Source organism: Pelosinus fermentans JBW45 (genome assembly GCF_000271665.2).
Lineage (GTDB): Bacteria > Bacillota > Negativicutes > DSM-13327 > DSM-13327 > Pelosinus > Pelosinus baikalensis.
In genome coordinates this window covers 2,745,483-2,770,524 of the sequence record NZ_CP010978.1, presented here as the reverse complement: position 1 = coordinate 2,770,524, position 25,042 = coordinate 2,745,483, and the positions used below count along the sequence as shown (strand labels likewise).

The 25,042-nt window shown below is 36.4% G+C and carries 24 protein-coding genes; all 24 read left to right on the top strand.

Going from position 1 to position 25,042, the window contains the following annotated elements:
- Nucleotides 1–73: 73 nt before the first annotated feature.
- The 24 genes from JBW_RS12335 to aspS all read left to right on the top strand — a co-directional run bounded on the left by JBW_RS12335 (nt 74) and on the right by aspS (nt 25,000).
- Complete coding sequence (locus JBW_RS12335) at nt 74–811, top strand: YebC/PmpR family DNA-binding transcriptional regulator (RefSeq protein WP_007952883.1); 738 nt, start codon at nt 74–76, stop codon at nt 809–811.
- Between the two features lie 95 nt (nt 812–906).
- Entirely contained in the window at nt 907–1,482 is a 576-nt protein-coding gene (locus JBW_RS12330) for a BofC C-terminal domain-containing protein (RefSeq protein ID WP_007952881.1), read from the top strand.
- Nucleotides 1,483–1,581: 99 nt separating this feature from the next.
- The gene (ruvC, locus tag JBW_RS12325; RefSeq protein WP_007952880.1) at nt 1,582–2,172 is read left to right on the top strand and encodes a crossover junction endodeoxyribonuclease RuvC; all 591 of its coding nucleotides are present in this window, start codon (nt 1,582–1,584) and stop codon (nt 2,170–2,172) included.
- Complete coding sequence (gene ruvA, locus JBW_RS12320; protein WP_007952878.1) at nt 2,169–2,777, top strand: Holliday junction branch migration protein RuvA; 609 nt, start codon at nt 2,169–2,171, stop codon at nt 2,775–2,777. The genes ruvC and ruvA overlap by 4 nt, the downstream gene beginning before the upstream one ends.
- A gap of 2 nt (nt 2,778–2,779) precedes the next feature.
- On the top strand, nt 2,780–3,796 hold the full coding sequence (gene ruvB / locus JBW_RS12315; RefSeq protein WP_007952876.1) for a Holliday junction branch migration DNA helicase RuvB: 1,017 nt from the start codon (nt 2,780–2,782) through the stop codon (nt 3,794–3,796).
- An 18-nt stretch (nt 3,797–3,814) separates the two neighbouring features.
- Entirely contained in the window at nt 3,815–5,164 is a 1,350-nt protein-coding gene (locus tag JBW_RS12310) for a SpoIID/LytB domain-containing protein (RefSeq protein ID WP_007952871.1), read from the top strand.
- Nucleotides 5,165–5,168: 4 nt separating this feature from the next.
- A complete protein-coding gene (queA, locus tag JBW_RS12305) occupies nt 5,169–6,188 on the top strand; it encodes a tRNA preQ1(34) S-adenosylmethionine ribosyltransferase-isomerase QueA (RefSeq protein WP_007952869.1) in 1,020 nt (339 codons plus the stop codon).
- 136 nt (nt 6,189–6,324) lie between these two features.
- Complete coding sequence (tgt, locus tag JBW_RS12300; protein ID WP_007952867.1) at nt 6,325–7,434, top strand: tRNA guanosine(34) transglycosylase Tgt; 1,110 nt, start codon at nt 6,325–6,327, stop codon at nt 7,432–7,434.
- A 65-nt stretch (nt 7,435–7,499) separates the two neighbouring features.
- Nucleotides 7,500–7,796 carry a preprotein translocase subunit YajC gene (yajC, locus tag JBW_RS12295; RefSeq protein ID WP_007933979.1) on the top strand — a complete coding sequence of 99 codons (297 nt, stop codon included), beginning with the start codon at nt 7,500–7,502 and terminating at the stop codon, nt 7,794–7,796.
- A gap of 50 nt (nt 7,797–7,846) precedes the next feature.
- On the top strand, nt 7,847–8,440 hold the full coding sequence (locus JBW_RS12290; RefSeq protein WP_007952865.1) for a 5-formyltetrahydrofolate cyclo-ligase: 594 nt from the start codon (nt 7,847–7,849) through the stop codon (nt 8,438–8,440).
- A gap of 432 nt (nt 8,441–8,872) precedes the next feature.
- The gene (locus JBW_RS12285; protein ID WP_007952864.1) at nt 8,873–9,538 is read left to right on the top strand and encodes an HD domain-containing protein; all 666 of its coding nucleotides are present in this window, start codon (nt 8,873–8,875) and stop codon (nt 9,536–9,538) included.
- A gap of 154 nt (nt 9,539–9,692) precedes the next feature.
- Entirely contained in the window at nt 9,693–10,898 is a 1,206-nt protein-coding gene (gene secD / locus JBW_RS12280; RefSeq protein WP_007952863.1) for a protein translocase subunit SecD, read from the top strand.
- 13 nt (nt 10,899–10,911) lie between these two features.
- Nucleotides 10,912–11,820 carry a protein translocase subunit SecF gene (gene secF / locus JBW_RS12275; RefSeq protein ID WP_007952862.1) on the top strand — a complete coding sequence of 303 codons (909 nt, stop codon included), beginning with the start codon at nt 10,912–10,914 and terminating at the stop codon, nt 11,818–11,820.
- 110 nt (nt 11,821–11,930) lie between these two features.
- Nucleotides 11,931–12,947 (top strand): hypothetical protein, encoded by a 1,017-nt coding sequence (locus JBW_RS12270; protein ID WP_007952861.1) that lies wholly within the window; start codon nt 11,931–11,933, stop codon nt 12,945–12,947.
- A gap of 67 nt (nt 12,948–13,014) precedes the next feature.
- Entirely contained in the window at nt 13,015–13,455 is a 441-nt protein-coding gene (locus JBW_RS12265; RefSeq protein WP_235333769.1) for a hypothetical protein, read from the top strand.
- Nucleotides 13,456–13,728: 273 nt separating this feature from the next.
- A complete protein-coding gene (gene recJ, locus JBW_RS12260; RefSeq protein WP_007952858.1) occupies nt 13,729–16,356 on the top strand; it encodes a single-stranded-DNA-specific exonuclease RecJ in 2,628 nt (875 codons plus the stop codon).
- Nucleotides 16,357–16,437: 81 nt separating this feature from the next.
- Nucleotides 16,438–16,950 carry an adenine phosphoribosyltransferase gene (locus JBW_RS12255; protein ID WP_007952856.1) on the top strand — a complete coding sequence of 171 codons (513 nt, stop codon included), beginning with the start codon at nt 16,438–16,440 and terminating at the stop codon, nt 16,948–16,950.
- A 28-nt stretch (nt 16,951–16,978) separates the two neighbouring features.
- Nucleotides 16,979–19,189, top strand: coding sequence for a RelA/SpoT family protein (locus JBW_RS12250; protein ID WP_007952853.1), 2,211 nt, complete (start codon nt 16,979–16,981; stop codon nt 19,187–19,189).
- On the top strand, nt 19,186–19,635 hold the full coding sequence (gene dtd, locus JBW_RS12245) for a D-aminoacyl-tRNA deacylase (protein WP_007952851.1): 450 nt from the start codon (nt 19,186–19,188) through the stop codon (nt 19,633–19,635). Before JBW_RS12250 ends, dtd begins: the two co-directional genes overlap by 4 nt.
- A 13-nt stretch (nt 19,636–19,648) precedes the next feature.
- Complete coding sequence (locus tag JBW_RS12240; protein WP_007952850.1) at nt 19,649–20,269, top strand: MBL fold metallo-hydrolase; 621 nt, start codon at nt 19,649–19,651, stop codon at nt 20,267–20,269.
- A gap of 23 nt (nt 20,270–20,292) precedes the next feature.
- Nucleotides 20,293–21,336 (top strand): AI-2E family transporter, encoded by a 1,044-nt coding sequence (locus JBW_RS12235; RefSeq protein WP_007952848.1) that lies wholly within the window; start codon nt 20,293–20,295, stop codon nt 21,334–21,336.
- 9 nt (nt 21,337–21,345) lie between these two features.
- Nucleotides 21,346–21,801 carry a Fur family transcriptional regulator gene (locus tag JBW_RS12230; RefSeq protein WP_007952845.1) on the top strand — a complete coding sequence of 152 codons (456 nt, stop codon included), beginning with the start codon at nt 21,346–21,348 and terminating at the stop codon, nt 21,799–21,801.
- A 138-nt stretch (nt 21,802–21,939) separates the two neighbouring features.
- Nucleotides 21,940–23,205, top strand: coding sequence for a histidine--tRNA ligase (gene hisS / locus JBW_RS12225; protein ID WP_007952842.1), 1,266 nt, complete (start codon nt 21,940–21,942; stop codon nt 23,203–23,205).
- 1 nt (nt 23,206) lies between these two features.
- Complete coding sequence (gene aspS, locus JBW_RS12220; protein ID WP_007952840.1) at nt 23,207–25,000, top strand: aspartate--tRNA ligase; 1,794 nt, start codon at nt 23,207–23,209, stop codon at nt 24,998–25,000.
- Nucleotides 25,001–25,042 lie beyond the last annotated feature (42 nt).

Below are 25,042 nucleotides of genomic sequence, written 5' to 3'. Positions count from 1 at the left end.
GCTACTTTACGAAACAAGTATAATTATGCTAAAATTATTCCTGATTCATATTGGTTGAGGGGAGAAATAATTTATGTCAGGACACTCAAAATGGGCTAATATTAAACATAAAAAAGGTAAAATGGACGCATTGCGTGGTAAAGTTACTACTAAGATTGGTCGAGAGCTCACTGTTGCAGCTCGAATGGGTGGAGCTGATCCTACAGGGAATATGCGATTAAAATTAGCATTACAAAAAGCCAAAGAAAATAATATTCCTAAGGATAATATTCAACGTGCCATTCAAAAAGGTCTTGGTTCTTCAGATGGCAGCAATTATGAAGAGTTAGTTTATGAAGGCTATGGTCCTGCTGGTGTTGCTGTTATGGTAGAGGTTATGACTGATAATCGTAATCGTACAGCGGCAGATGTACGTCATCTATTCTCAAAATATAGTGGTAACTTAGGTGAATCAGGTTGTGTGTCGTGGATGTTTGATAAAAAGGGATTATTTATAATTGAAAAAGTGGCAACGATTGATGAGGAAGAGTTAATGATGTTATCACTTGAGGCTGGAGCAGATGATTTTAAAGTAGAAGATAATGAATTTGAAATTACTGTTGAGCCAGATCACTTTTATTCTTTTCAAGAAGTTCTTGAAAAGAATGGTATCAAAACTTCTGTAGCTGAAATTACTATGATACCGCAAACTACCGTAGCTTTAGCTGCTGATGATGCTACTCGAATGATGAAGTTGATGGATGCATTAGAAGAACATGATGATGTACAGGAAGTATATGCAAATTTCGATATTCCAGAAGATTTAATGTAAATACTAAAAAGTGTGATAATATCACACTTTTTTTGTATATTTTTCTAAGAATCGGGTAATAATGTTGGCAATATGGAAATGAGGAGTTGCTTCTATTGTTACCATTTGCAAAGATTAATAAAAAGTATGCTTTACTTTGTGTAGCTTTATTATTGGTGATGGGTCTATCAGCATATTATATGGTTTATCGATCTTTTTCTGGTGGAGAGAACCCAATTCTTCTTCAAGAAACTGAGGTTGCTAAACAAGATAGTAAAATTAAAATAACAAAAGACACAGATATCGTACAAAAAATTCTATATTTGAAGTGCAATGAAGAAGAAGTTTTAAAAACGAAACCTACCGAAAACTTAGTAGGACTAAGTATTTATCAAATGCAGAAAATCTATGAAGGATGGGAATTTGAGAAATTTGATACGAATGAGGCGGTTATGAGATTAAAAGTTGATGGTTATTGCCGTGAGCATGCCAATAATATCTTTATCGGAGTAAAAGACAATCAGGTTGCTGTTTTTTATGGAAGACCAGGTTATAAGCCAATTGTGAAGGAGATAACTGCCATCCAGGTTAATAAACTCATGCCACATGATATTGAAGAATTGGAAAAAGGGATGGTGGTACAATCGAAGGAAGAGTTACTACGAACGTTAGAAGGAATGCAGTCAAGATAAGGGGAGGAGATTCCCCTTATCTTTTTTATTGCTCTCATTAGAAAGGAATCAAGCATGACCTTGTCGAATTTACTATAGTTGGCAAGGGAGGCTATATTTATGTTAGCATTAGGGATAGATCCAGGTACAGCAATTTGTGGATATGGAATTGTAAATTTAGAAGGAAGTACGCTTCGAGCGTTAGATTATGGTGCTATTCAAACTAGTCCAAAAATGAATACAGAAGAACGTTTAGTAATTATTCATCATGAAATTGATGTACTTATAAAGAAGTATAAACCTGATGTAGTGGGAGTAGAAATGCTATTCTTTAATAAGAATGTACGAACTGCTATAACAGTATCGCAAGCTAGGGGCGTTCTATTACTAGCAGTAGCTCAAAATTCCACTAAATTAGCAGAATTTACGCCCTTACAGGTAAAACAAGCAGTCGTGGGATATGGCAAGGCTACTAAAGAGCAAGTCATTTATATGACACAGCGTTTGCTAAACTTACCTTCTAAGCCACATCCTGATGATGTAGCAGATGCTTTAGCAATTGCGATTTGTACTACCCATTGTAGTAATATGAGACCGGAGTTAGTTTGTAATAGCCTAGTAGACTCAAATAAGATTAATCGCGCTTCTTTAAAAAAACGTCTAGGTATAAAATGTAATTCAGAAAATAAAGTGTGGGGAAATAAAGTATGATTGGTTATGTACGTGGAACTGTATCACATTTAGCAGTAGATCATTGTTTTATTGATGTTCAAGGTATTGGATATCGAGTCTTTATAGCACAATCTACTCGTCAAAAAATTACAATTGCTGCAGTAGTGTCTTTATTTACTTATATGTATGTGCGTGAAGATGCATTGATGTTATATGGTTTTTACACTCAAGATGAGTATGATTTGTTTCTGCAGCTGACGTCAATTTCAGGCATTGGTCCTAAAGTAGCCATGGGAATTTTATCGGCAATTGATCCACAACAATTTCGTCTAGCGATAAGCCAAAAAAACATAGGAATTTTAACTAAATTACCGGGAGTTGGCAAAAAAACTGCTGAAAGAGTTATTCTTGAATTGAAAGATAAGATCGGACTAATTACTGAGAACGATTTAAATGAAGATTATATTTCTGGCGTATCAGTATCAACTGGCGATGTGATTGAGGAAGTATTACAAGCGTTATTGGCGTTAGGATATAATCAAAATGAAATAATGCCCGTTCTAAAAAAAATAGAAAAGAATGGTCATTCGGTGGAGGAGCTCTTAAAGCTAGCACTCAGGGAATTTATGGGAGGTAATAGATAATTGTGGAAGAACGAATTATCGCTGGTAATGAACAGGATGCTGATACGTGGGAATATAGTCTTAGACCACGCCGTTTAAATGAATACATCGGTCAAGATAAAGTTAAAAACAATCTTTCAATATTTGTACAGGCTGCCCTTTCCCGAGAGGAAGCATTAGATCATGTTTTACTATATGGGCCACCTGGCTTAGGGAAAACTACGTTGGCAGCTATTATAGCTAATGAGTTAGGTGTAAATTTCCGTGTAACATCTGGTCCAGCGATTGAAAGAGCAGGAGATCTGGCAGCATTGCTTACAAACCTAGGGGAGAAAGATGTTTTATTTATTGATGAAATCCATCGATTATCAAGACATGTTGAAGAAGTCTTATATTCTGCTATGGAAGACTATGCTTTAGACATTATTATTGGCAAAGGACCTAGCGCTAGGTCCATTCGATTAGATTTGGCACCTTTTACGTTGATTGGCGCAACGACTCGTGCGGGGGCGTTAGCGTCTCCTTTGCGTGATCGGTTTGGTGTAATTTCAAGGCTTGAATATTATCAACCTGATGAATTAGCTTGTATTGTGAATCGTACTGCAGAAGTACTAAATGTAGAAATTGAAACTGGTGGAGCTTATGAAATTGCAAAGCGGTCTAGAGGAACGCCACGAATTGCAAATCGTTTACTAAAAAGGGTAAGAGATTATGCTCAAGTTGCTGGAAATGGAATCATTACTGACGTTACAGCTGATAAAGCATTGGCAATGTTAGAAGTAGATAAATGTGGACTTGATAAAACAGACCGTAATATGCTGTTAGCAATCATACAGAATTTTAAAGGTGGTCCAGTAGGTCTTGATACGTTAGCTGCTATCATTAGTGAGGAAAATGATACTATTGAAGATGTATATGAACCTTTCTTGCTACAAATGGGTTTTTTGCAGCGAACTCCTCGAGGGAGAGTTGCTACACAGAAAGCATATGAGCATTTAGGTATAGTATATAAGACAGATGAACAAGGTAATTTATTATAAGCTGAAAGGAGTGCTATTTTGAATTGTAAACTTATTACAATTTTATTGGGATTCTTATCTTGTATGCTCTTTTTGGTAGGTACTGTGTACGCAGCACAAGCTTCAGAGAGTAATATTCGAGTCGGTATTTGGTCAAATCAGCGTAATATTTTAGTTTCAGCAGATGTTGAATATGAAATAGTCAATGTTGATAAAAATCAAACATTGGGGCGATTCTCTGCTAATGAAAAAGCGACAATTGCTTATAATGGGAATGGATTTATCTTGAATGGGAAAAAAATAGATGGTGTTAGACTAAGTCTCTTGAAATTAAAAAAGGATGATGCATATTCTATTGAGGTTAATAAAAAAAAATATAGAGGTGATATTAACATCCATATTACCAATGGAAAGAGTGGAATGACAGTTGTTAATATACTATCGGTTGAGAAATATTTATATGGTGTCATCGCAAAAGAAATATCACCAAGTTGGTCTCTGGAAGCAGTTAAGGCTCAAGCAGTAGCAGCTCGTACGTATGCTTTTTATAGCAGAAATAAGCATCAGAGTGATGGTTATGATGTTTGTGCTACAACGGATTGTCAAGTTTATGGCGGCCGTGAAGGGGAAGTCCTTCGGGGTATTAAGGCAGTAGATGATACTGCGGGCCAAGTGATCTTGTATAAAGGCAAGCTTATTCCTGCTTATTTTCATAGCAGCTCTGGTGGTTACACAGAGAATAGTGAAAATATATGGGGAACCTATCTGCCATATTTGCGCGGTGTAGTTGATTATGATCAAGGTTCGCCTCACTACAATTGGGAAAAACAGCTAACTCCTAATGAATTAGGAGAATTATTATCTAAAGCTGGATACAATGTTGGGACTATAAAAGCAATTGGCATTTCTCCCCTTGCTGCTCAGCCGATAGATACTCCTGACCGAGGCGTTTCTGGAAGAGTGAAGATGATACGTTTTATTGGTACGAATGGAAGTATTCAGTTGACTGGTGAAAAGCTGCGTACGATATTGTCTTTGAAGAGTTCTTTGTTTGATGTTCATATCATGCTGCCGGTACAAAAAAGTATTGAATTCGAAATTTCTGATGGTATAGGTAATGTGGGCAATAAAAAAGTTGAGATTAATTTACCGTCAACAAATGAAAAAGGATATTTTACAGATAAAGAAGATATACATCGTATTAGCGGTCGGTCAAATGAGATCATATCAATTTCAGGATTTGGCTGGGGCCACGGTATTGGCTTATCTCAATGGGGAGCCAAGGCTATGGCAGAGAAAGGTCCTCAAGATGACCCTACATATTTTAAAGAGATATTGAAACACTATTATCAAGGTGTTGAGGTTAAAAAGTTACCTAAAGGAGTCTAGTTGCATGTTGTTATCTGAATTTGATTATTTTTTACCAGAAGAGTTAATTGCTCAACATCCTTGCGAGCCTCGTGATCATTCTCGCTTATTAGTGCTAGATAAAAATACAGGTGCCATTTCACACAACTATTTTTTTGATTTGCTACAATACCTAAATGCAGGTGATACCCTTGTTTTTAATGATACCAGAGTAATTCCAGCTCGGTTAATTGGCGCTAAGGCCGAGACCGGTGGTAAAGTAGAAGTTTTCTTATTAAATCGTAAATCAGAAAGTGATTGGGAGGCATTGGTGAAACCAGGTAAGAAGGCTAGGCCTGGTGCGATCATTATCTTTAGTGATCGGTTGTCTTGTGAAATACTCGAATCGACTGATTTTGGCGGTCGTATTGTTCGCTTTAGATATGAAGGTATTTTTGAAGAAATCTTGGACGAGCTGGGAGAAACACCCTTACCTCCTTATATCACAGAGCAATTAGCGGATAAAGAACGATATCAAACTGTATATGCTCGTGAACGGGGATCGGCAGCTGCGCCAACGGCAGGTTTGCATTTTACGACAGATTTAATGAAACGCATAGAAGAAAAGGGAATCCATCTGGCATTTGTGACCCTACATGTTGGTTTAGGCACTTTTCGCCCGGTTAATACCGATAATATTACCGATCATGTAATGCATCGGGAATATTATTCAGTATTGCCTGAGACGGCAGAACTGATAAATAGAACAAAGCAGGAAGGCGGTAGAATTATAGCAGTCGGTACTACAGCAATACGAACATTGGAGACAGCTACGATAAATGGCCTATTGGAAGCTAAAAGCGGCTGGACTGAAATTTTTATTTATCCAGGTTATACATTTAAAATAGTTGATGCTGCTGTGACTAACTTTCATTTACCAAAGTCTACCTTGTTAATGTTAGTTAGTGCCTTAGCTGGACAGCAAAAGGTTTTTGCTGCGTATAAGGAAGCCGTTGAGCAAGGGTATAAATTCTTTAGTTTTGGCGATGCCATGTTAATTATATAAAATAAACTTGTTTTTACCTTTATTATTTTAAAGTTTGTTTTATGCCACGAAAGTGGCATTGTATTTTTGTGAATTTTTCTATAATAATTTTTTTGTTAGAATAGGAATCATTTTAATAGAATCTAGGGGGATTAAAATGTCAGTAACGTACGAATTAGTTAAAAAATGTTCAAAAACAGGAGCGCGAGCAGGACGCTTGCATACACCTCATGGCTCCTTTGATACACCTATTTTTATGCCTGTTGGTACGCAAGCGACCGTAAAGGCAATGTCACCTGATGAATTAAAGGATATGGGCGCTGGAATCATCTTAAGTAATACCTATCACTTATATCTAAGACCTGGGCATGAATTAGTGGCAGAAGCCGGCGGTTTACATAAATTTATGAATTGGGATCGAGGAATCTTAACAGATAGTGGTGGGTTTCAAGTCTTTAGTTTAGGGGCATTACGCAAAATTACTGAAGAAGGTGTTGCTTTTCGTTCTCATATTGATGGATCCAAACATTTCTTATCTCCAGAGAAAGCCACTCAGGTGCAAATGGCATTAGGATCTGATATTATTATGGCTTTTGATGAATGTGTGCCATTTCCCGCCGAGCATGATTATGCTCGAGAATCTACGGAACGAACTACGCGCTGGGCTGAGCGGTGTAGACAGACTCACACTAGAGCCGACCAAGCGTTATTTGGTATTGTACAAGGCGGTATGTATAAGGATTTAAGAAGTATGAGTGCCAAAGATTTGGTTTCCTTAGATTTTCCTGGCTATGCTGTGGGTGGCTTAAGTGTTGGTGAACCGAAACCGTTAATGTATGAAATGCTAGAGCATACAGTACCGTTATTGCCTGAAAGAAAGCCTCGTTATTTAATGGGGGTTGGAACGCCCGACTGCTTGGTAGAAGGGGTTATGCATGGTATTGACATGTTTGATTGTGTTTTTCCTACTCGAGTAGCTCGTAATGGTACCGTTATGACCAATTGGGGACGACTTGTTGTTAAGAATGCTGAATATGCAAGGGATTTTAGACCCCTTGATGACAAATGCAGTTGTTACGCTTGCCGGAATTTTTCAAGAGCTTACATTAGGCATTTATTTAAAACCGATGAAATCTTTGGCTTAAGACTTACAACCATTCATAATTTACACTTTCTATTAAACTTTATGAGAGAGATGCGTACAGCTATTTTAGAAGATCGTTTTCTAGATTTCAGGCAAGGGTTCTTGGCACAATATAATCGATAAAGAGGATTTAAGTACTTGATGTGGAATATAATACTAGTAATATAAAAATAAAGGGGGTGAATTATATGCCAGAATTATCGCAAGAGATGATGCAGACATTAGCGGCTTATGGGCCGATTGTTTTGATGGCGCTAGTTTTTTACTTTATATTGTATCGTCCTCAGAAAAAACAACAGCAACAACGTGCAGAAATGTTAAATAACTTAAAAAAAGGTGATCGTGTAATTGCTGCAGGTGGTATGTATGGTACGATTATAGCTTTAGATGCTAAAAAAGTGACTTTAAAAGTTTCAGAAAAAGTTGAAATCGATTTTTTACGCTCGGCAATTCAATCATACCAGAATGATCCTAAAAACGGATAGGAAGTTATGGTTTTCTCTACGTGTACTGGATAATAAGGTAAGGTAGTAATATGAAAATTAGTAGTCATAACAAGACTAATTTACGAACAGAATTATTATTAAGAAGACGTAAACTAGATAAAAACATGATTGCTGCTCAAAGTGATAATATGGCTAAACAATTATTTGCGTGGCCATATTATCAACAAGCGAAGGTTATAATGTTGTTTTTGTCTATGTTTGATGAACCACAAATGTCAAAAATAATTGAGGACTCTTGGTCACAGGGAAAAACGGTTTGTGTACCACATATGAGAAAAGAATTCGGTGTGATGGATGCTGCTGTAATTGAGAATTGGAATGATTTAGTTAAAGGGCGTTTTAATTTATTGGTGCCCGATCCTGCAACTCTTAAGATAATGAATCCAGAGTTAATTGATTTAATAATTGTTCCAGGAGTAGGGTTTGATCATTCTGGTAACCGATTAGGAATGGGTGCTGGATACTATGACCGCTTTATTCCTCAGGCTCCTCAAGCCATATTAATTGGTGCTATATGGTCTTCACACGTTATAGAAAGTATTCCGCATAACGATTATGATAAGCCTGTACATTTTTTGTTGAATGAAAATGAAATTGTAAAGTGTGATATAATTAATGGATAGTGTAGCGATATAGATATCAATAATGGAATTTCGGGTGAGATATAGAAATATAACAGTGGCAGAAGGACCACAAAGTGGTATTTCTGCCACTGTTATATTTGTGCAGTCAGAGATTATTTATGTTACTTGCAAAGGACGATAAATGAAATTATCATGTATTTATTAAATGGCATATCTGATAGTAAAAAAGTGCATAATATAAAAAATGAAAACTAAGCTACCCTAATATGGAATATGGAACAACAATTAAAGAGGACCTAATATACTGTAGTTTTAAATACATTAGCAATATAAAGCACTTTAGGGTAAAGACAGAATAAGTATGTTGTATCATGATTACAACAAAGATGTGCATGAATGGCAGACCTCGAAGGTGACTTAAGTAGTGAAATGCTGTTTGATGAATGCTAGAGTATACTGGGGGGAATTCTTATGTCAAAAATAACTGTCGAAGATCTAAAGAAAGATCATGAAATATCTGTATATCTTGCTTGCAGTACAGAGTACCTTGGTCGTTTAGGCTTTACAGAACATGGTAAGCGTCATGCATCAATCATATCCGATCGGGCTTATCATGTGTTAGAAGATTTAGGGTATGAAGAACGAGAATGTCAATTGGCAGCAGTAGCCGGGTATATACATGATATTGGAAATATGATTAATCGCTACAATCATGGCGGTACAGGTGCAGTCATGGCTTATAATGTAGTATCACGATTAGGAATGCCGCCAGAAGAAATTGCTTTAGTTATTTCAGCAATTGGGAATCATGAAGAAGAAAGAGGCAATGCAATTAATCCGGTGGCCGCTGCATTAATCTTAGCAGATAAGTCAGATGTACACCGCAGCAGAGTGACGAATAAGGATTTCGCTACATTTGAAATACATGATAGAGTAAATTACGCTGCTAATAGTAGTAAATTGGTAGTTGACAAACATTTACGCAGAATTGCTTTGGAAATTGTTATTGATACTAATATTTGTCCAGTCATGGAATATTTTGAGATTTTTTTAGCTCGAATGATCATGTGTCGGAGGGCGGCAGATTTTTTAAATTGTCAATTTAGCTTAGTCATTAACAACAACCAGCTGCTATAATTGATATGCTGGCATTACGTTGACATTTTTATGACATAGCAGATATAATTAAACCTGTGGAAAAACTTGACTTTTACTAGGCTTTTAGCTAGGGTGAAAAGCTTGGTAATTGTACTTATTTAAATTAGATAAGAAGAGAATGGGGGAGACGTTTTTGAGAGTGGGGAATGTGGCCAAGTTTTTGGTTGTAGTTGCTGTGATTGTACTGGGTTTTAGTTATTTTATTTCACCTTTAACTACTTCAATCAAGCAAGGTCTGGATTTGCAAGGCGGTACACATGTAGTACTAGAAGCTGTTGATACTCCAGAAGCAAAAGTAGATGAAGATGCTGTTCGACGGGTCGTTAAGATTATTGAAAAACGTGTAAATGAAATTGGTTTGACTGAGCCGATTATTCAACGACAAGGCGATAGAAGAATTATTGTGGAGCTACCTGGTATTAAAGAACCAGAAAAAGCAATTGAGATGTTAGGTAAAACAGCATTGCTAGAATTTCAGGACGAAAGTGGCATTACTGTTATGACAGGTAAAGATTTAAAAGATGCTAAGGCTGAAATGGGACAAAATAAAAACAGTGTAGTTGCCTTGGAATTTTCTGATCAAGGTGGTAAGCTTTTTGCTGATCTAACTACTAAGAATGTTGGTAAACATATTAGTATCTTACTTGATAAGCAAGTGCTTACGAGTCCCGTCGTAAATGAGCCGATTCCTAATGGGAAAGCCGTTATTACAGGCAGCCGATCAATTGAAGAAGCGCAGAATTTAGCTATTTTATTAAGGTCAGGCTCACTTCCAGTAAAAGTAGATGTTATGGAAATGAGAACAGTAGGACCGACACTTGGTCAAGATTCTAAGGAAAAGAGTGAGAAAGCATTTAGCATTGGTATTGCTTTAATCGTAATATTTATGCTAGGGTTTTATCGTTTGTCAGGTTTTGTTGCTACGATTGCACTTTTGGTTTATGTGTTACTTTTGGTGGGCTCTTTAAAAATGCTCCAAGCAACTATGACATTGCCAGGTATTGCTGGTATTATTTTATCCATGGGGGTTGCTGTGGATGCGAATGTATTAATATTTGAAAGATTTAAAGAAGAATATCGCAGTGGTAAAACATTAAGAGCTGCTCTTGATGCTGGTTTTTCAAGAGCTTTCAATACAATCTTAGATTCAAATGTGTCCATTATGATTACTGCTACAGTATTATTTATCCTGGGAACGGGCCCAATCAAAGGCTTTGCTATAACGCTTGGACTTGGAGTAATTCTCAGTATGTTTACGGCTATTACAGTAAGTCGTTATTTACTGAGGATGTTAATGCAGTCCAATGTGACTAAAAATGGCAAATACTTTGGTGCGTAAGGGGTGATTAAAAATGAAATTTGATATTATTGGAAAACGGTATTGGTGGTTTGCATTATCTTTAATTGTCCTAATTCCTGGTTTAATCTCCATGGCATTACAGGGATTTAATTTAGGAATTGATTTTACTGGCGGAACGATTTTGGATTTGAAATTTGCTTCTCCAGTGACAGTCGCTCAAGTTCGTGAAGTGCTGGTTGATCATCGTCTAGAAAATAGTGTAATACAGTTAGTTTCAACGGATCAGGCGGAGACATCAAATAATTTATTTATTAGAACCCATGTTTTGTCTAATGATGAAAGCCAAATATTATTTACAGATATGGAGAAACGTTTAGGAGCATTTGAAGTTCTGCGTAGTGAAAAAGTCGGTGCTGTTATGGGATCTGAGCTAACGCAGCAAGCACTACTCAATTTAGCGGTAGTTTGTGCTTTATTAATTGCTTATATCTCCTATCGTTTTGAGTATAAAATCGCAGTTTCAGCGATTTTAGCTATATTGCATGATGTATTGATTGTCCTAGGTATTTTCTCCTTATTCCACATCGAGATGGATTCATCTTTTGTTGCAGCGATTTTAACCGTTATTGGATACTCAATGAATGAGGCGATTGTTGTTTTTGATCGGATCAGAGAAAATTTAAAAACACATCGTAAGACAGAGTCATTCCAAGATCTAGTTAACCGCAGCATAGGACAAACATTTACACGTACTATTTATACTTTACTGACAGTGTTATTTGCTTGTGGATCATTACATTTCTTTGGTGGCGAGTCAACAAAGAATTTCTCACTAGCAATGTTAATCGGTTTTCTCAGTGGTGCTTACTCAGCTATTTTCAATGCCAGCCCAATTTGGGTTACTTGGAAAGAGTATGATGAACGTAAAAGAGCTGTGTTAAAAACTGGTGGTTCAAAATAGAATAGAGTCGTATTTAAGTAGGTTATTGCCAGGAGATCTTGGCAATAACCTTTTTTATTCACCCTTAGTAAAGCAATCTAATATCATATAAGCACAGAGGTGGTGAATCTATGTGGATGATATTACCAATATGTTGTTTAGCGATATTGCATATTGCAGGGGATCACGTTGCTGTTATACCCGATTTGGCGAGTATATTAGGCAATAAAGAAGTGTATGTTAGTACGTTATATATCTTTATTATATTTGGCTTGCTACTTTCTACTATACTGGTTTGGATCGGTGTTAAGACTGGGGAAGAATTAGTTGTTGTTATGAAAGAGTTATATGGATTGCAGGGAAAAAGAATATTGGCATTTGTAATATTATCTGTATGCATTCCTGCAAGTGCTTTAACAGGTGGTTATTATGCCGCCCAAGTCTTACATATTTTGACGGGTATTTCTCCTCTTGTCGCAAGTTTCATTTGTTTACTATTATTCTCAGTATTAGCGGCTGGCTATGGTCGTTGTTTGTTAATACTATCTAATTATATTGGCTTATTATTAGTTCCCTTGTTGCTCATTTTATTATTTCTTTTTGATTTTAAACTCGATATTGTTATGCCGAGGTTCAGTAGTGTTAATTGGCAGCTTGTTTTAGGGTTATTAGGCTATAATGTTGGCGGAATGTGGTCTATCTTAGTTGTTGAAATGGGAGCATATTTATCACAAAAAGGTTACATAGCCATTTGTTTGATTCTATTGGCAAAGTCTGTTGAGGGCGTATTTACGATACTGATTGCCTATCTAGTATTAGTTGCTAATATTTCTGGTCCATTGGCATTAGCAGGTATTGTTAGTCAAGTAGGCGGCGCTGCTATGGTATTTACTTTTAACATCATTTTATTTTGTACTTTTACCAATACTATGGTTCCAGCTATGCTGGTTAATGCTAGACAAGTTAGTAGTATTATACAAATATCTTTTTTACCTGCGCTAACAGTGGCAGGAATTATTATATATTTAGTAAGTTGCATGCGTTTTACAACGATATTATGGATTATGAGTTATTCAGGTTTCATAATGATAGTATTTATTATTTATACTGCTTATTTAGTACATAAATATAGGGAAAATCAGCAATAATGATAGTAACTATGGTTAGGTGAGAAAGGGATTCATGGTGATAGTAAAAAGTAGTATATTATTAATCATGTTTATAGGACAGTTATGTACATTAGCTCCTAATTTCTATGGGACAATCATTATTTTAGCTGCCGCTTGCATTTATGCGTCGATAATTGGATTTAGCACATTACCTTCATGGATCATAATTGTATTAGCGTCTTTAGCAATCGTTGCAGAAATTGGGATGAGGGGGCTCAGAAACTATCTGACACGGGGATATAATGTTTCAAAAACATATAGTGTGAATACTCCTGTATGTAATTTAGCGGGAATTATTGTCGCTGATGCCTTATTGGGTTCCTTAATAGGTCTTACAATATGGGAATTAGTAGTGGGTAAGGCTTTAGTACCCTATGTAGAATGTATCAGCAAAATATTAGTAAGGTTAATGATATTGGCAGTATTACGTTTTATATGCGGGATAATCATGATTACGATTATATGCAAGTACCTACTATACGTATAGGGATATAAGTTTAGAATAAGCAATAAGTCCAAATACCTGTAGTTGAAAATTTGTAAGAAATGGACATGTTAGAAGAGTGTAAAAACCTTTTTTACACTTTTTTTTTGTGAATTTTAAGAGGATTATCATACTTACATCAAGAATATTATAAAGTCGAAGGAAATTTAATACATGAGATCATTGGTAGAATAAATTTCTTTAAGCTAAATACTTGGATTATTTTGCATAATATCCTCATATTGGATATTATGTTCTAGACAAAATGGAGGCTGTATGCCAAAAGTAAAACCGTTATGGCAGGTCATGCCAAAAAATAAGAATCTAAGACAAGAATTAAGTAACACATTGGGAATATCAGATATAATTGCTCAAGTTCTAATTAATCGTGGTATAGTAGATACGGATACTGCTAACGATTTCTTATCTGGCGGAATCGAAAAGCTAGCTGATCCTTATTTGTTAAAAGGTATGGAGAAGGCTGTTGCCCGTATTGCAGAGGCAATCACACATAAACAAAAGATAATTGTATATGGCGACTATGATGTTGATGGTATAACATCAAGTGCACTATTATATAAAGTAATTAAGGAGTTAGGTGGAGCTATTGAGTATTATATACCTGAAAGGCAAAGTGAAGGCTATGGTCTAAATAGTACCGCTCTAGCAACTTTAATTCATTCAGGTACAAACCTTCTGATTACAGTTGATTGTGGTATAAGTGCTGTTGAAGAAGTAAATGCAATTGCACATCAAATGGATATTATTATTACAGATCACCATCAGCCGCCTGAAGTTTTGCCCTTAGCTTACGCCATTATTAATCCCAAGCAAAAAGACTGTCCTTATCCTGAAAAGAACTTAGCTGGAGTTGGCGTAGCATTTAAATTAGCCCAAGCGTTATCACGCTACTATTATGGACATGATGATAAATTTTTGAAATACCTTGATATCGTTGCAATTGGTACAGTAGCAGATATTGTTCCCTTAACTAGTGAAAATCGTATTTTAGTAAAGCTAGGCTTAGGTGAAATTGTCCATACTGAGAATATAGGCTTAAAAGAATTAATTGAGGTCTGCAGAGTGGATCCCGATAAGATTGATGCAGGTAAAATTGGCTTTGCAATTGCTCCACGCCTTAACGCTGCTGGTCGCATTAGTAGAGCTGACTATGGTGTTGAGTTGTTAATCACTGATAATACAGAAAGAGCAAGAGAGTTGGCAACTTATTTAGAATGTGAGAATATTCAGCGCCAAACAGTAGAGAAGGATATTCAAGCGGCTGCAGAAGGTGTTGTAAATGAGCTGGATTTGAATATGGCTAGTGTGTTAGTTGTTGTTGGTGAAGACTGGCACCCTGGGGTTATCGGCATTGTGGCATCACGGTTAGTTGAAAAATATTTTCGTCCTGTCTTTATGATTAGTATACGGGACGGGATCGGTAAAGCTTCCTGCCGCAGTATCCCTGCCTTTGATATATATGATGCTTTGAACCAATGTTCTGATATATTGCTTCAATTTGGTGGTCATCGTCAAGCTGCTGGTTTTAGTGTTTTGCCTGAAAAGATTGAGGAATTAAAAACTCGGTTGAATCATATTGCAGATACTAAGCTAACACCAGCTGATTATATACCCGTACTTACAATTGACTCATTACTTTCCTTAAATGAAATAAATAAAGGATTTTTAGAACAATTAGGTTGCCTTGAACCATATGGCATGGGAAATCGCAGCCCAGTCTTTGCGTGTGAGGATATAGAAGTAGAGCAGGTACGAACTCTTGGACAAGAAGCTCGTCATTTAAAACTTAAAGTTAAGCAAAAGAATATTACAAATGATGTCGTTGCTTGGCAGATGGGTGAACTGGCGGAAAAAATACAGATCAAAGAAAAAATAGAGATGGCATTTTTCCCTGAAATCAACGAGTGGCAAGGACAGCAAAAAATTCAATTGCGTGCTTATGATATTCGAAAAAAGGAAATAACAGAAGTGGAAAGGTTATATTCATTATATGGACAAAGGGATCAGCAATTCGGTTGTTTAGAGGATTGTTATGCTGATGAAAGTATAATTAGCCTTGGAAATGATTTGGGCGAGCAGATCACTTGGGTATTAAAAGATTCTCGAAATATTGATGATAAAATCACATATCTATTAAATTTAATAAAAACACAAGAGAAAATCTTAATTTTCGTCAATACTCCTCAGGCTGCATTCGAACTGGCACAAGGAATACGAAAGTCTTTGTCGAAATATAAAGAGCGAATTGGTTTTTATCATTCAAGATTGGATGAGACCTGGAGGAATAAAGTTGAAGCATGGTTTAAAGAAGATCAATTTACAGTACTATGTACGACTCTATTAGGGAAAAAATATATTGCAATAAATGATATTCGACATATCGTGGTCTATGATGTACCTCTTAATATGCAAAGTTTGATTCAGCAATGTAATTTGGTAGGGCGTAATAAGGCAAATGATATCCATTTGTTATTTAATCAAAAAGATTTAAAGGACAACCTTTCTTTATTGCAAGAACTCAGACCAGAACGTATCGTAATAGGTCAAATCTATTTGGTGCTTAAGAAGTATGCAGAGACTTTTGTAACAGATCTTCAAGTTGTCGAGCTAGTACGAAGCAAGTATCAAACTATTATTTGTGAATCATCCGTTGCGATTGCTATTAAAATATTTGAAGACTTAAAATTAGTAACTCATGAATTATCAGGGAACAAGAGAAAAATAGTGGTCTTGCCTGCTCCAAAAGAAAAGTTAGAGATTGAGCAATCTAAAACGTTTAGAGAAGGCATATTACTAAAAGATGAGTTTGCAAAATTTGCAGAAAAGATAATGAATGTATCAAGTACTGCTCTGCTGCAAGAAATGAAAGGTAATCATGTTTAAGCAGATTAATAAGGATATAATGATTCACGGTTAAAAGGTTAATAATATAAGTTAATTTAGAATATATAGGAGGTTCATTTCATGGATTTTAAAGAAAATATTAGGGTGGTAGCTGATTTTCCAGAGGCGGGTATTCGGTTTAAAGATATTACTACATTGCTGAAAGATGGAAAGCGTTTTCACCAAGCGATAGATGCTTTAACTAAGCCATTTAAAGGGCAAGGTATCGAGTTGGTGGTAGGGCCTGAAGCGCGAGGATTTGTTATTGGCGCTCCCGTTGCCTATGCCTTAGAAGCTGGTTTTGTACCAGTGCGTAAGCCAGGTAAATTACCTGCTGAAACACTAAAGCATGAATATAATTTAGAGTATGGTAAAGACTCTTTGGAAATACATAAAGATGCGATTATTCCAGGTCAAAGTGTATTAATTGTTGATGATCTGCTGGCTACTGGCGGTACGGTACAAGCTACGATTGCTATGGTTGAAGCTTTAGGAGGAGTCGTTGCGGGTCTTGTTTTTCTAATTGAGTTGTCTTATCTTGAAGGACGCAAAAATCTAACAAATTATAATATTATGTCATTGTTGAAATATTAGAAAGAATATAGTGTATTGAGGTGTGCATATGGATTGTGAAGGGCAGAATACGATTAAAGAGATTATAAAAAAAATACAATCCTACCAGATTGATGCTCCTATCGCAATTGTTCAACAAGCTTATGAGCTTGCTGTTGATGCTCATAAAGGGCAAACACGTGCTTCGGGCGAAGAATATATTTGCCACCCGCTAGGAGTAGCTAAGATATTAGCTGAATTACAAATTGATGCACTGACTATTAGCGCATCCTTATTGCATGACGTTGTGGAAGATACAGCTTTTTCCTTGGAAGAACTTGAAAAGTTATTTGGCAAAGAAGTTGCTATGTTGGTAGATGGGGTAACTAAACTAAGTCGAATTGAATATAAATCAAAAGAGGAACAACAGTTAGAGAATTTTCGTAAAATGTTTTTGGCAATGGCGAAGGATATCCGTGTAGTATTGATAAAATTGGCTGATCGCTTACATAACATGCGAACTCTTAAGCATATGCCGGAACATAAGCAGCGCAGGATTTCTCAAGAGACCCACGAAATTTTTGCTCCTCTTGCTCATAGGCTAGGAATATCTAGTGTAAAATGGGAATTGGAAGACCTCGCATTTCGCTATTTGGAGCCTGAAAAGTATTATGAATTAGTTGAAAAGGTAAAACAAAAACGTCGTGAGCGAGAACAATTGATTAATGAGGCAATCAAAATTTTATCAACACGTTTAGACGATGTTGAAATTAAAGCCGATATCCAGGGGCGACCTAAACATTTTTATAGCATATATAAAAAAATGCTGAAGGGGAATAAAGATCTTAGTGAGATCTACGATCTGTCCGCTGTTCGAATATTAGTGGATACGGTTAAGGATTGTTATGGAGCCTTAGGTGTTGTACATACGCTGTGGAAACCTTTGCCCTTGAGGTTTAAAGACTATATTGCCATGCCAAAGAGTAATATGTATCAGTCATTACATACTACAGTAATTAGTACTGAAGGGCAGCCTCTGGAAATTCAAATTCGTACAATGGATATGCACCGTACATCTGAATATGGTATTGCGGCTCATTGGCGCTATAAGGAAGGGTCTAAAGGGGCTAATAAAGATTTTGATGAAAAATTGACATGGCTTCGGCAACTCTCTGAGTGGCAGCAAGATTTGCGAGATCCCCATGAGTTTATGGAAACTGTTAAAATGGATATCTTCTCGGATGAAGTATTTGTCTTTACTCCTAAAGGAGATGTAATTGATTTGCCGGCGGGTTCCACGCCTATTGATTTTGCTTATCGTATTCATACTGGTGTAGGAAATCGTTGTGTTGGTGCTCGTATTAATGGTAAAATGATTCCACTTGAAACCAAATTAACTAATGGAGATATTGTGGAAATTGTTACAAGTAAAACAGGGAATGGGCCTAGTTGGGATTGGCTCAACATAGTAGGCTCTTCCGATACTAAGAATAAAATCCGTCAGTGGTTCAAGAAGGAAAAACGGGAAGAAAATATTATTAAGGGTCGGGAAATGCTCGAAAAAGAGAGCAAAAAAATAGGGTATGATTGGCGTGAGCTAGCCAAAGGGGAAAGATTAGCTGAAGTTGGGAAGAAATTTAACATACAAACAGAAGAGGATTTAATGGCGGCATTAGGCTATGGTGGTGTAACAACTCATGGCATAATGACAAAGTTAATTGAAGCCTATAAAAAAGAAGTAGGGAGTACTAAAGAAGCTTCTGATGTTTCAAAATTATTAGCTAAACTTAAACCGCATAATAATACTAATAAATCAGGACATGGTATTTTAGTAGAAGGTGAATCAGGTTTAATGGTGCGGTTAGCCAAATGTTGTAATCCATTGCCAGGAGATCCCATCATCGGTTATATTACAAGGGGACGTGGAGTATCGGTACATCGTGCGGATTGTACCAATATTTTAGTTCAGCCAGAGGAATATGAACGTATGATTGAAGTGAGTTGGGATTTAACTGCTGGTAATTTATATAAAGTGATTATTGAGGTTACAGGTGTCGATCGTTCTGAATTATTATCGGATATCCTTCTGGTTACTTCTGAAAGCAAAATTAAAGTTAGCTCTGTAAATGCTAAAGTACTAAAAAGTAATATTGGTTCTATTACATTAACCTTAAATATTAGTAATTTAAATCAATTAGAGCATATTATGACTAAGATGCGTCGTGTTAAAGATGTATATAGTGTACATCGGGCTATGCCTAATTTAGGTGGTGTAGGATGAGAGCAGTCGTTCAGCGTATATTACAGTCAAGAGTGTCTGTTGATAATGAAGTAATAGCTGCCATTGGGCAAGGATTGACAGTGTTATTGGGTGTAGGGCAGGAAGATACAGAAGAAGATGTATCTTATTTGGCAGAAAAAATTGTAAATTTACGAATTTTTTCTGATAATAGTGGTAAAATGAACTTATCATTATTGGACATAAAAGGAGAATTGCTAGTTGTTTCACAGTTTACCTTGTTTGGCGATTGTCGAAAAGGACGACGCCCAAGCTTTGATGGAGCTGCTCCGCCAAAATCAGCTCTAAAACTATATGAAGCTTTTATTGATCGTTGTAAGCAGTTCGGCATAGTCGTTGCTACTGGAAAATTTCAAGCAGAAATGACGGTGACTTTAGATAATCATGGACCAGTCACTATTTTACTTGATAGCAAACGAATTTTTTAGGAGGTGAATCATAATGGAGATTATTAGATTAGAAGTAGGGAATCTGGGGGCTAATTGTTATATTGTTTACAGTAAAGAAGCTCTAGAGGGCGTCGTAATCGATCCTGGGGGCAACGCTCAGGATATTATCAATATCATACAACGAGAAAATATTAAAATAGTAGCCATCATTAATACTCATGGACATGCAGATCATATTGGCGATAATGATAAAATCAAGGAGTATACTGGTGCACCGATACTGATTCATAAAGATGATGCAAGTATGTTAACCAGTGCTCAAGGTAATTTATCTATGTATATTGGTAATAATCTTATATGTAAGGCAGCAGATCGTTTGTTAACGGATGGTGAAATCATTCAAGTTGGGGGGATGAAACTTCAAGTAATACATACCCCTGGTCATACTCCTGGAGGAATATGTATAAAAGTCAATGAGGTTGTATTTAGCGGCGATACCTTATTTGAACAATCTGTAGGTAGATCTGATTTTCCTGGGGGATCACATCAGCAATTAATAAAGAGTATTAAGGAAAGGTTATTGATTTTATCGGATGCTACCCAAATATTGCCTGGACATGGGTCAGGAACAACCATCGGAAATGAGCGTTATAATAATCCATTTATTCAATAACCTTATATGAATGGGGGAGGTCTATGTCATTTAAATCATATGATACATGGTTTAAAATCAGCATTTTATTATTAGGATTTTACATCATAATAAAGGTTATGCCTATTTATTTTCCTATCATTCTTGCTATGATATTGGCATTTGTTTTAAATCCACTGGTAAACTATATCACTAGTATACGATTTGGGGCAAAAAAGAGGCATATTGGTCGAGGAATTTCAGTAATATGTGCATTTTTAATACTTATTTTATTTCTTTTGCTAGTGGGGACTTTTGTATTATTGCCCTTTATACATGAATTTGATAAATTTATTATTGATTTGCCAAATTTAATATCAAAAATACAAAATATCGTTATTAAAATTCAGCAACGTGCCCAATTATTAGATCTTCCAACAAATATTAACACTTTTATTGAGCAGGCTATTTCTAGTGCCGCTTCCTTTTCTGCTGATTTGGCTAAACGCATATTGCAGGCTGCATTTGGCTTTGCCTCAAGCATTGTTGAACTTGTGGTTGTACCTGTCCTTGCTTATTATTTTTTAAAAGACTGGAGTATTTTAAAAGATAAGATCGTATCATTATTTACGGTGGAATCTCGTGAGAGAGTCCGTAGAATTATTGAGGAAATGTCCCTAGTTATTAGTGCTTATATTCGAGGACAAGTAATCATAAGTATCATTATTGGTATCTTTGTATTTAGTGGTATGTATCTGTTAGGGGTGGATTATCCTTTGGTGCTTGGGCTTCTTGCGGCGTGTACAGAATCGATTCCAATTATTGGACCCATTGTTGGTTCTGTTCCAGCCATTATGCTGGCGTATTTGATTTCTCCAACGTTAGCATTTAAGGTGATTATCTTTTATATCCTTGTGCAATTCTTTGAGAACCAGATTGTTGTTCCGAATATTATGGGGCATACTATTGATTTACATCCTGTTATGATTATTATTAGTTTGTTAATTGGTGGTCAGTTATGGGGAATTATTGGAATGATGTTGGCTGTTCCGGCAGCGGCACTCTTGAGGGTATTAATTAAACAGTTATGGATAACAAATGAAAGATAGGTGGATAAAATGACAATTGACATGGTGGATATTAGACAAAAATTTCAAGAGAAACAATATAAGTTAACACCTCAGCGTAGAATTATTCTAGAAGCTTTCGTTGATCATCAAGATGAACATTTAAGCGCAGAAGATGTGCATACCATTGTTCGTCAACATTCATCTGAAATAGGACTAGCTACTGTATATCGTACTTTAGAGTTGTTTAGTGAATTAGATGTTCTACAAAAGATGGATTTTGGTGATGGACGCAGTCGTTATGAAATTAATGAGAAAACTACACCACATCATCATCATCATCTGATTTGCTTATCCTGCAGTAAGGTAAAAGAATTTGAAGATGATCTACTAGAGACTCTCGAAACTGTGATTTCCCGCAAAAGTAATTTTACTATTGTTGATCACCAAGTGAAATTCTATGGGTATTGTGAGGAATGTCAGAAAAAACGTGAGATTAGCGATTAATTTATTAGGGTTGTTAGGTAAATTGATCACTAGGTAATTGACAGTAATAGGCTATGTTAGTAACTGATGTTGCTATGAGGCAACGTCAGTTTTTGCCTTTTCAGAATGATGTTAAAGGTGATAATAAGGAGGAAAAATATGTTGGTAACAGGCCCGCGCGGGACGAAGGATATATTGCCTGAGGCTAGCGGCAATTGGCAATATATTGAACAAGTTGTCCGGGATATTTGTCGTTTGTATTTATATAAAGAAATTCGAACTCCGGTTTTTGAGCATACAGAATTATTTTTGCGTGGTATTGGCGAAACAACTGATATTGTAGAAAAAGAAATGTATACTTTTACTGACAGAGGTGAGCGTAGTCTTACCTTGCGACCTGAGAATACAGCTGCAGTAGTACGCTCTTACTTAGAAAATAAATTATATGCTGATACGTTATTAAACAAGCTTTTTTATATAGGGCCGATGTTTAGATATGACCGCCCTCAAGCTGGTAGATATCGTCAATTCCATCAATTTGGTGTGGAAGCATTAGGTTCTAAAGGACCAGCTATTGATGCTGAAATCATTATGTTAGCAGTACAGTTACTAAGAAAATTGGGGTTAGATGATTTAACGTTATATTTGAATTCCGTAGGATGTCCGCAATGCCGACCTATTTATCGTGAAAAATTACAGGATTTTTTACGAGAGAAAACCTTGCATTTATGCTCGGATTGTCAATCAAGGTTTGAACGTAATCCGATGCGAGTGCTTGATTGTAAAAAAGAGAAGTGTACAGAACAAACCCAAGGTGCTCCTCATATTGCTGATTGTTTATGTGATGAATGCAGTACACATTTCAATCAATTAAAATCATTGTTAACTCTAGCGGAAGTAGACTTTATTCTAAATCCTCGTTTAGTTCGCGGATTGGATTATTATACGAAAACTGCATTTGAGATTCAATATTCACCTCTTGGAGCACAAAGCGCTGTATGTGGTGGCGGCAGGTATGATGGTTTGGTTGCTGAATGTGGAGGACAATCAACTCCAGGTATTGGTTTTGCAATTGGTATAGAGCGTATCCTGCTGGCTTTGGAAAAGCAGAATTTGTTGCCCGTTATTTCAAATGCCATCGATGTGTTTGTTGCACCAATGGGAAGCGATATGCAAGGAATTGCTTTTAAATTGCTATGTAAATTGCGTGAAAAGGGTATAACTGCAGAAATGGATTTTATGGAAAAAGGTATTAAGTGGCAGATGAAGCAGGCCAATAAGTATTCAGCTAAATTTGTTGCTATCATTGGTGAAGAGGAAGCTGCGCAAAACAAAGTCATGTTAAAAAATATGCTAACCGGTGTGCAAGAATTAGTAAGTATGGATGAAGTACAGCAAAAGATAGAATTAGATGTGGAGGCTTAATATGGAAACAATGGTAGGTTTAAAACGGACACATTCGTGTGATTTTCTAAACAAAGAAAATGTAGGACAAGAAGTTGTATTATGTGGATGGGTGGCACGTCGTCGTGACCATGGGGGACTTATTTTTATTGATTTGCGAGACCGTTCTGGTTTTGTACAAGTTGTTTTCTCCCAAGAGGTAGATATTGAGTCCTTTAAAAAAGCAGAGTCAGTTCGCTCTGAATTTGTATTAGCGGTTCGTGGTACAGTAAAATTGCGAGATGCATCTACGATAAATGTCAATATTGCAACAGGCGAGATTGAGGTTTATGCCGCAGAACTTAGAGTTTTAAATACTGCAAAAACTCCGCCATTTTATATTCAGGATAATATTGACGTAGATGAAAATTTACGTTTAAAATATCGTTATTTGGATTTACGTCGTCCAGAGATGCAAAGAAATTTAATGCTGCGGCATCGCGTAACCAAAAGTATGCGGGACTTTTTTGATAATAATGGTTTTATGGAAATTGAAACACCTGTACTTATGAAAAGTTCTCCGGAAGGCGCTCGGGATTATTTGGTACCAAGTCGTGTAAATTCCGGGAAATTCTATGCGTTGCCTCAATCCCCTCAAATTTTCAAACAAATGCTAATGGTTGCAGGGATGGAGCGCTATTTCCAAATTGCACGCTGCTTCCGCGATGAAGATTTACGAGCCGATCGTCAGCCTGAATTTACACAGCTTGATATTGAAATGTCTTTTGTTGATCGTGAAGATCTTTTGCCGATGATGGAGGAGATGACAGTTCAATTGTTTAAAGAAGCAATTGGTGCTGAACTGCAGACTCCTTTCTTACGGTTGAGTTATGATGATGCAATGAATCGTTTTGGTTCTGACAAGCCTGATGTGCGTTTTGCTATGGAGCTTATTGATCTTTCCAATGCTGTTAAAGGATCGAATTTTAAAGTATTTGAAACTGTATTAGCAAATGGGGGCCAAGTAAAAGCAATAAATGTTAAAGGGTATGCCCATGCTCCAAGGCGCGAACTTGATGGTTTAATTGAGTATGTTTCTATTTATGGTGCTAAAGGTTTAGCTTGGATTAGTTATACTGCTGACGGCATTAAGTCTGCCATTACTAAATTTTTGTCTGATGATATTATGGCAGATATTACTAAAGCTGCTGAAATTGAAACTGGTGATTTGTTGCTTATTATTGCAGATAAACCATCTATAGTCGCTAATGCATTAGGTCAGCTACGCTTAGAAATGGCTCGTCGTCTTAACTTAATTGATGAGGATAAGCTATCTTTCTTATGGGTTGTAGATTTCCCAATGTTTGAGTATGACGAAGAAGAAAATCGTTGGGTTGCTATGCATCATCCGTTTACTTCACCAAGAGAAGAAGATATACAATATCTAGAAAGCGATCCTGGTCGCATTAAAGCAAAAGCCTATGACATGGTACTTAATGGTACTGAAATCGGTGGCGGTAGCATGAGAATTTATAATCGCGAGCTACAAGAACGAGTATTTACAGCTATTGGATTATCTCAAGAAGAAGCAGTAGCTAAATTCGGTTATATGCTAGAAGCATTTGAGTTTGGCACACCACCCCATGGTGGAATTGCCTTTGGATTAGATCGGCTTATTATGTTAATGGCAAAACGTTCTTCCATCCGTGATGTAATTGCTTTCCCAAAAAATCAAAGCGCTACTGATGTAATGACGCAGGCACCATCTGAGGTTGATATTAAACAATTACGAGAGTTATCTATTAAGACAACGGTTCCATCTAAAGCTAAAGTTTAAAAAAAGATACACCAAACGAGCAAGGGATGGTAAAATGTTCCT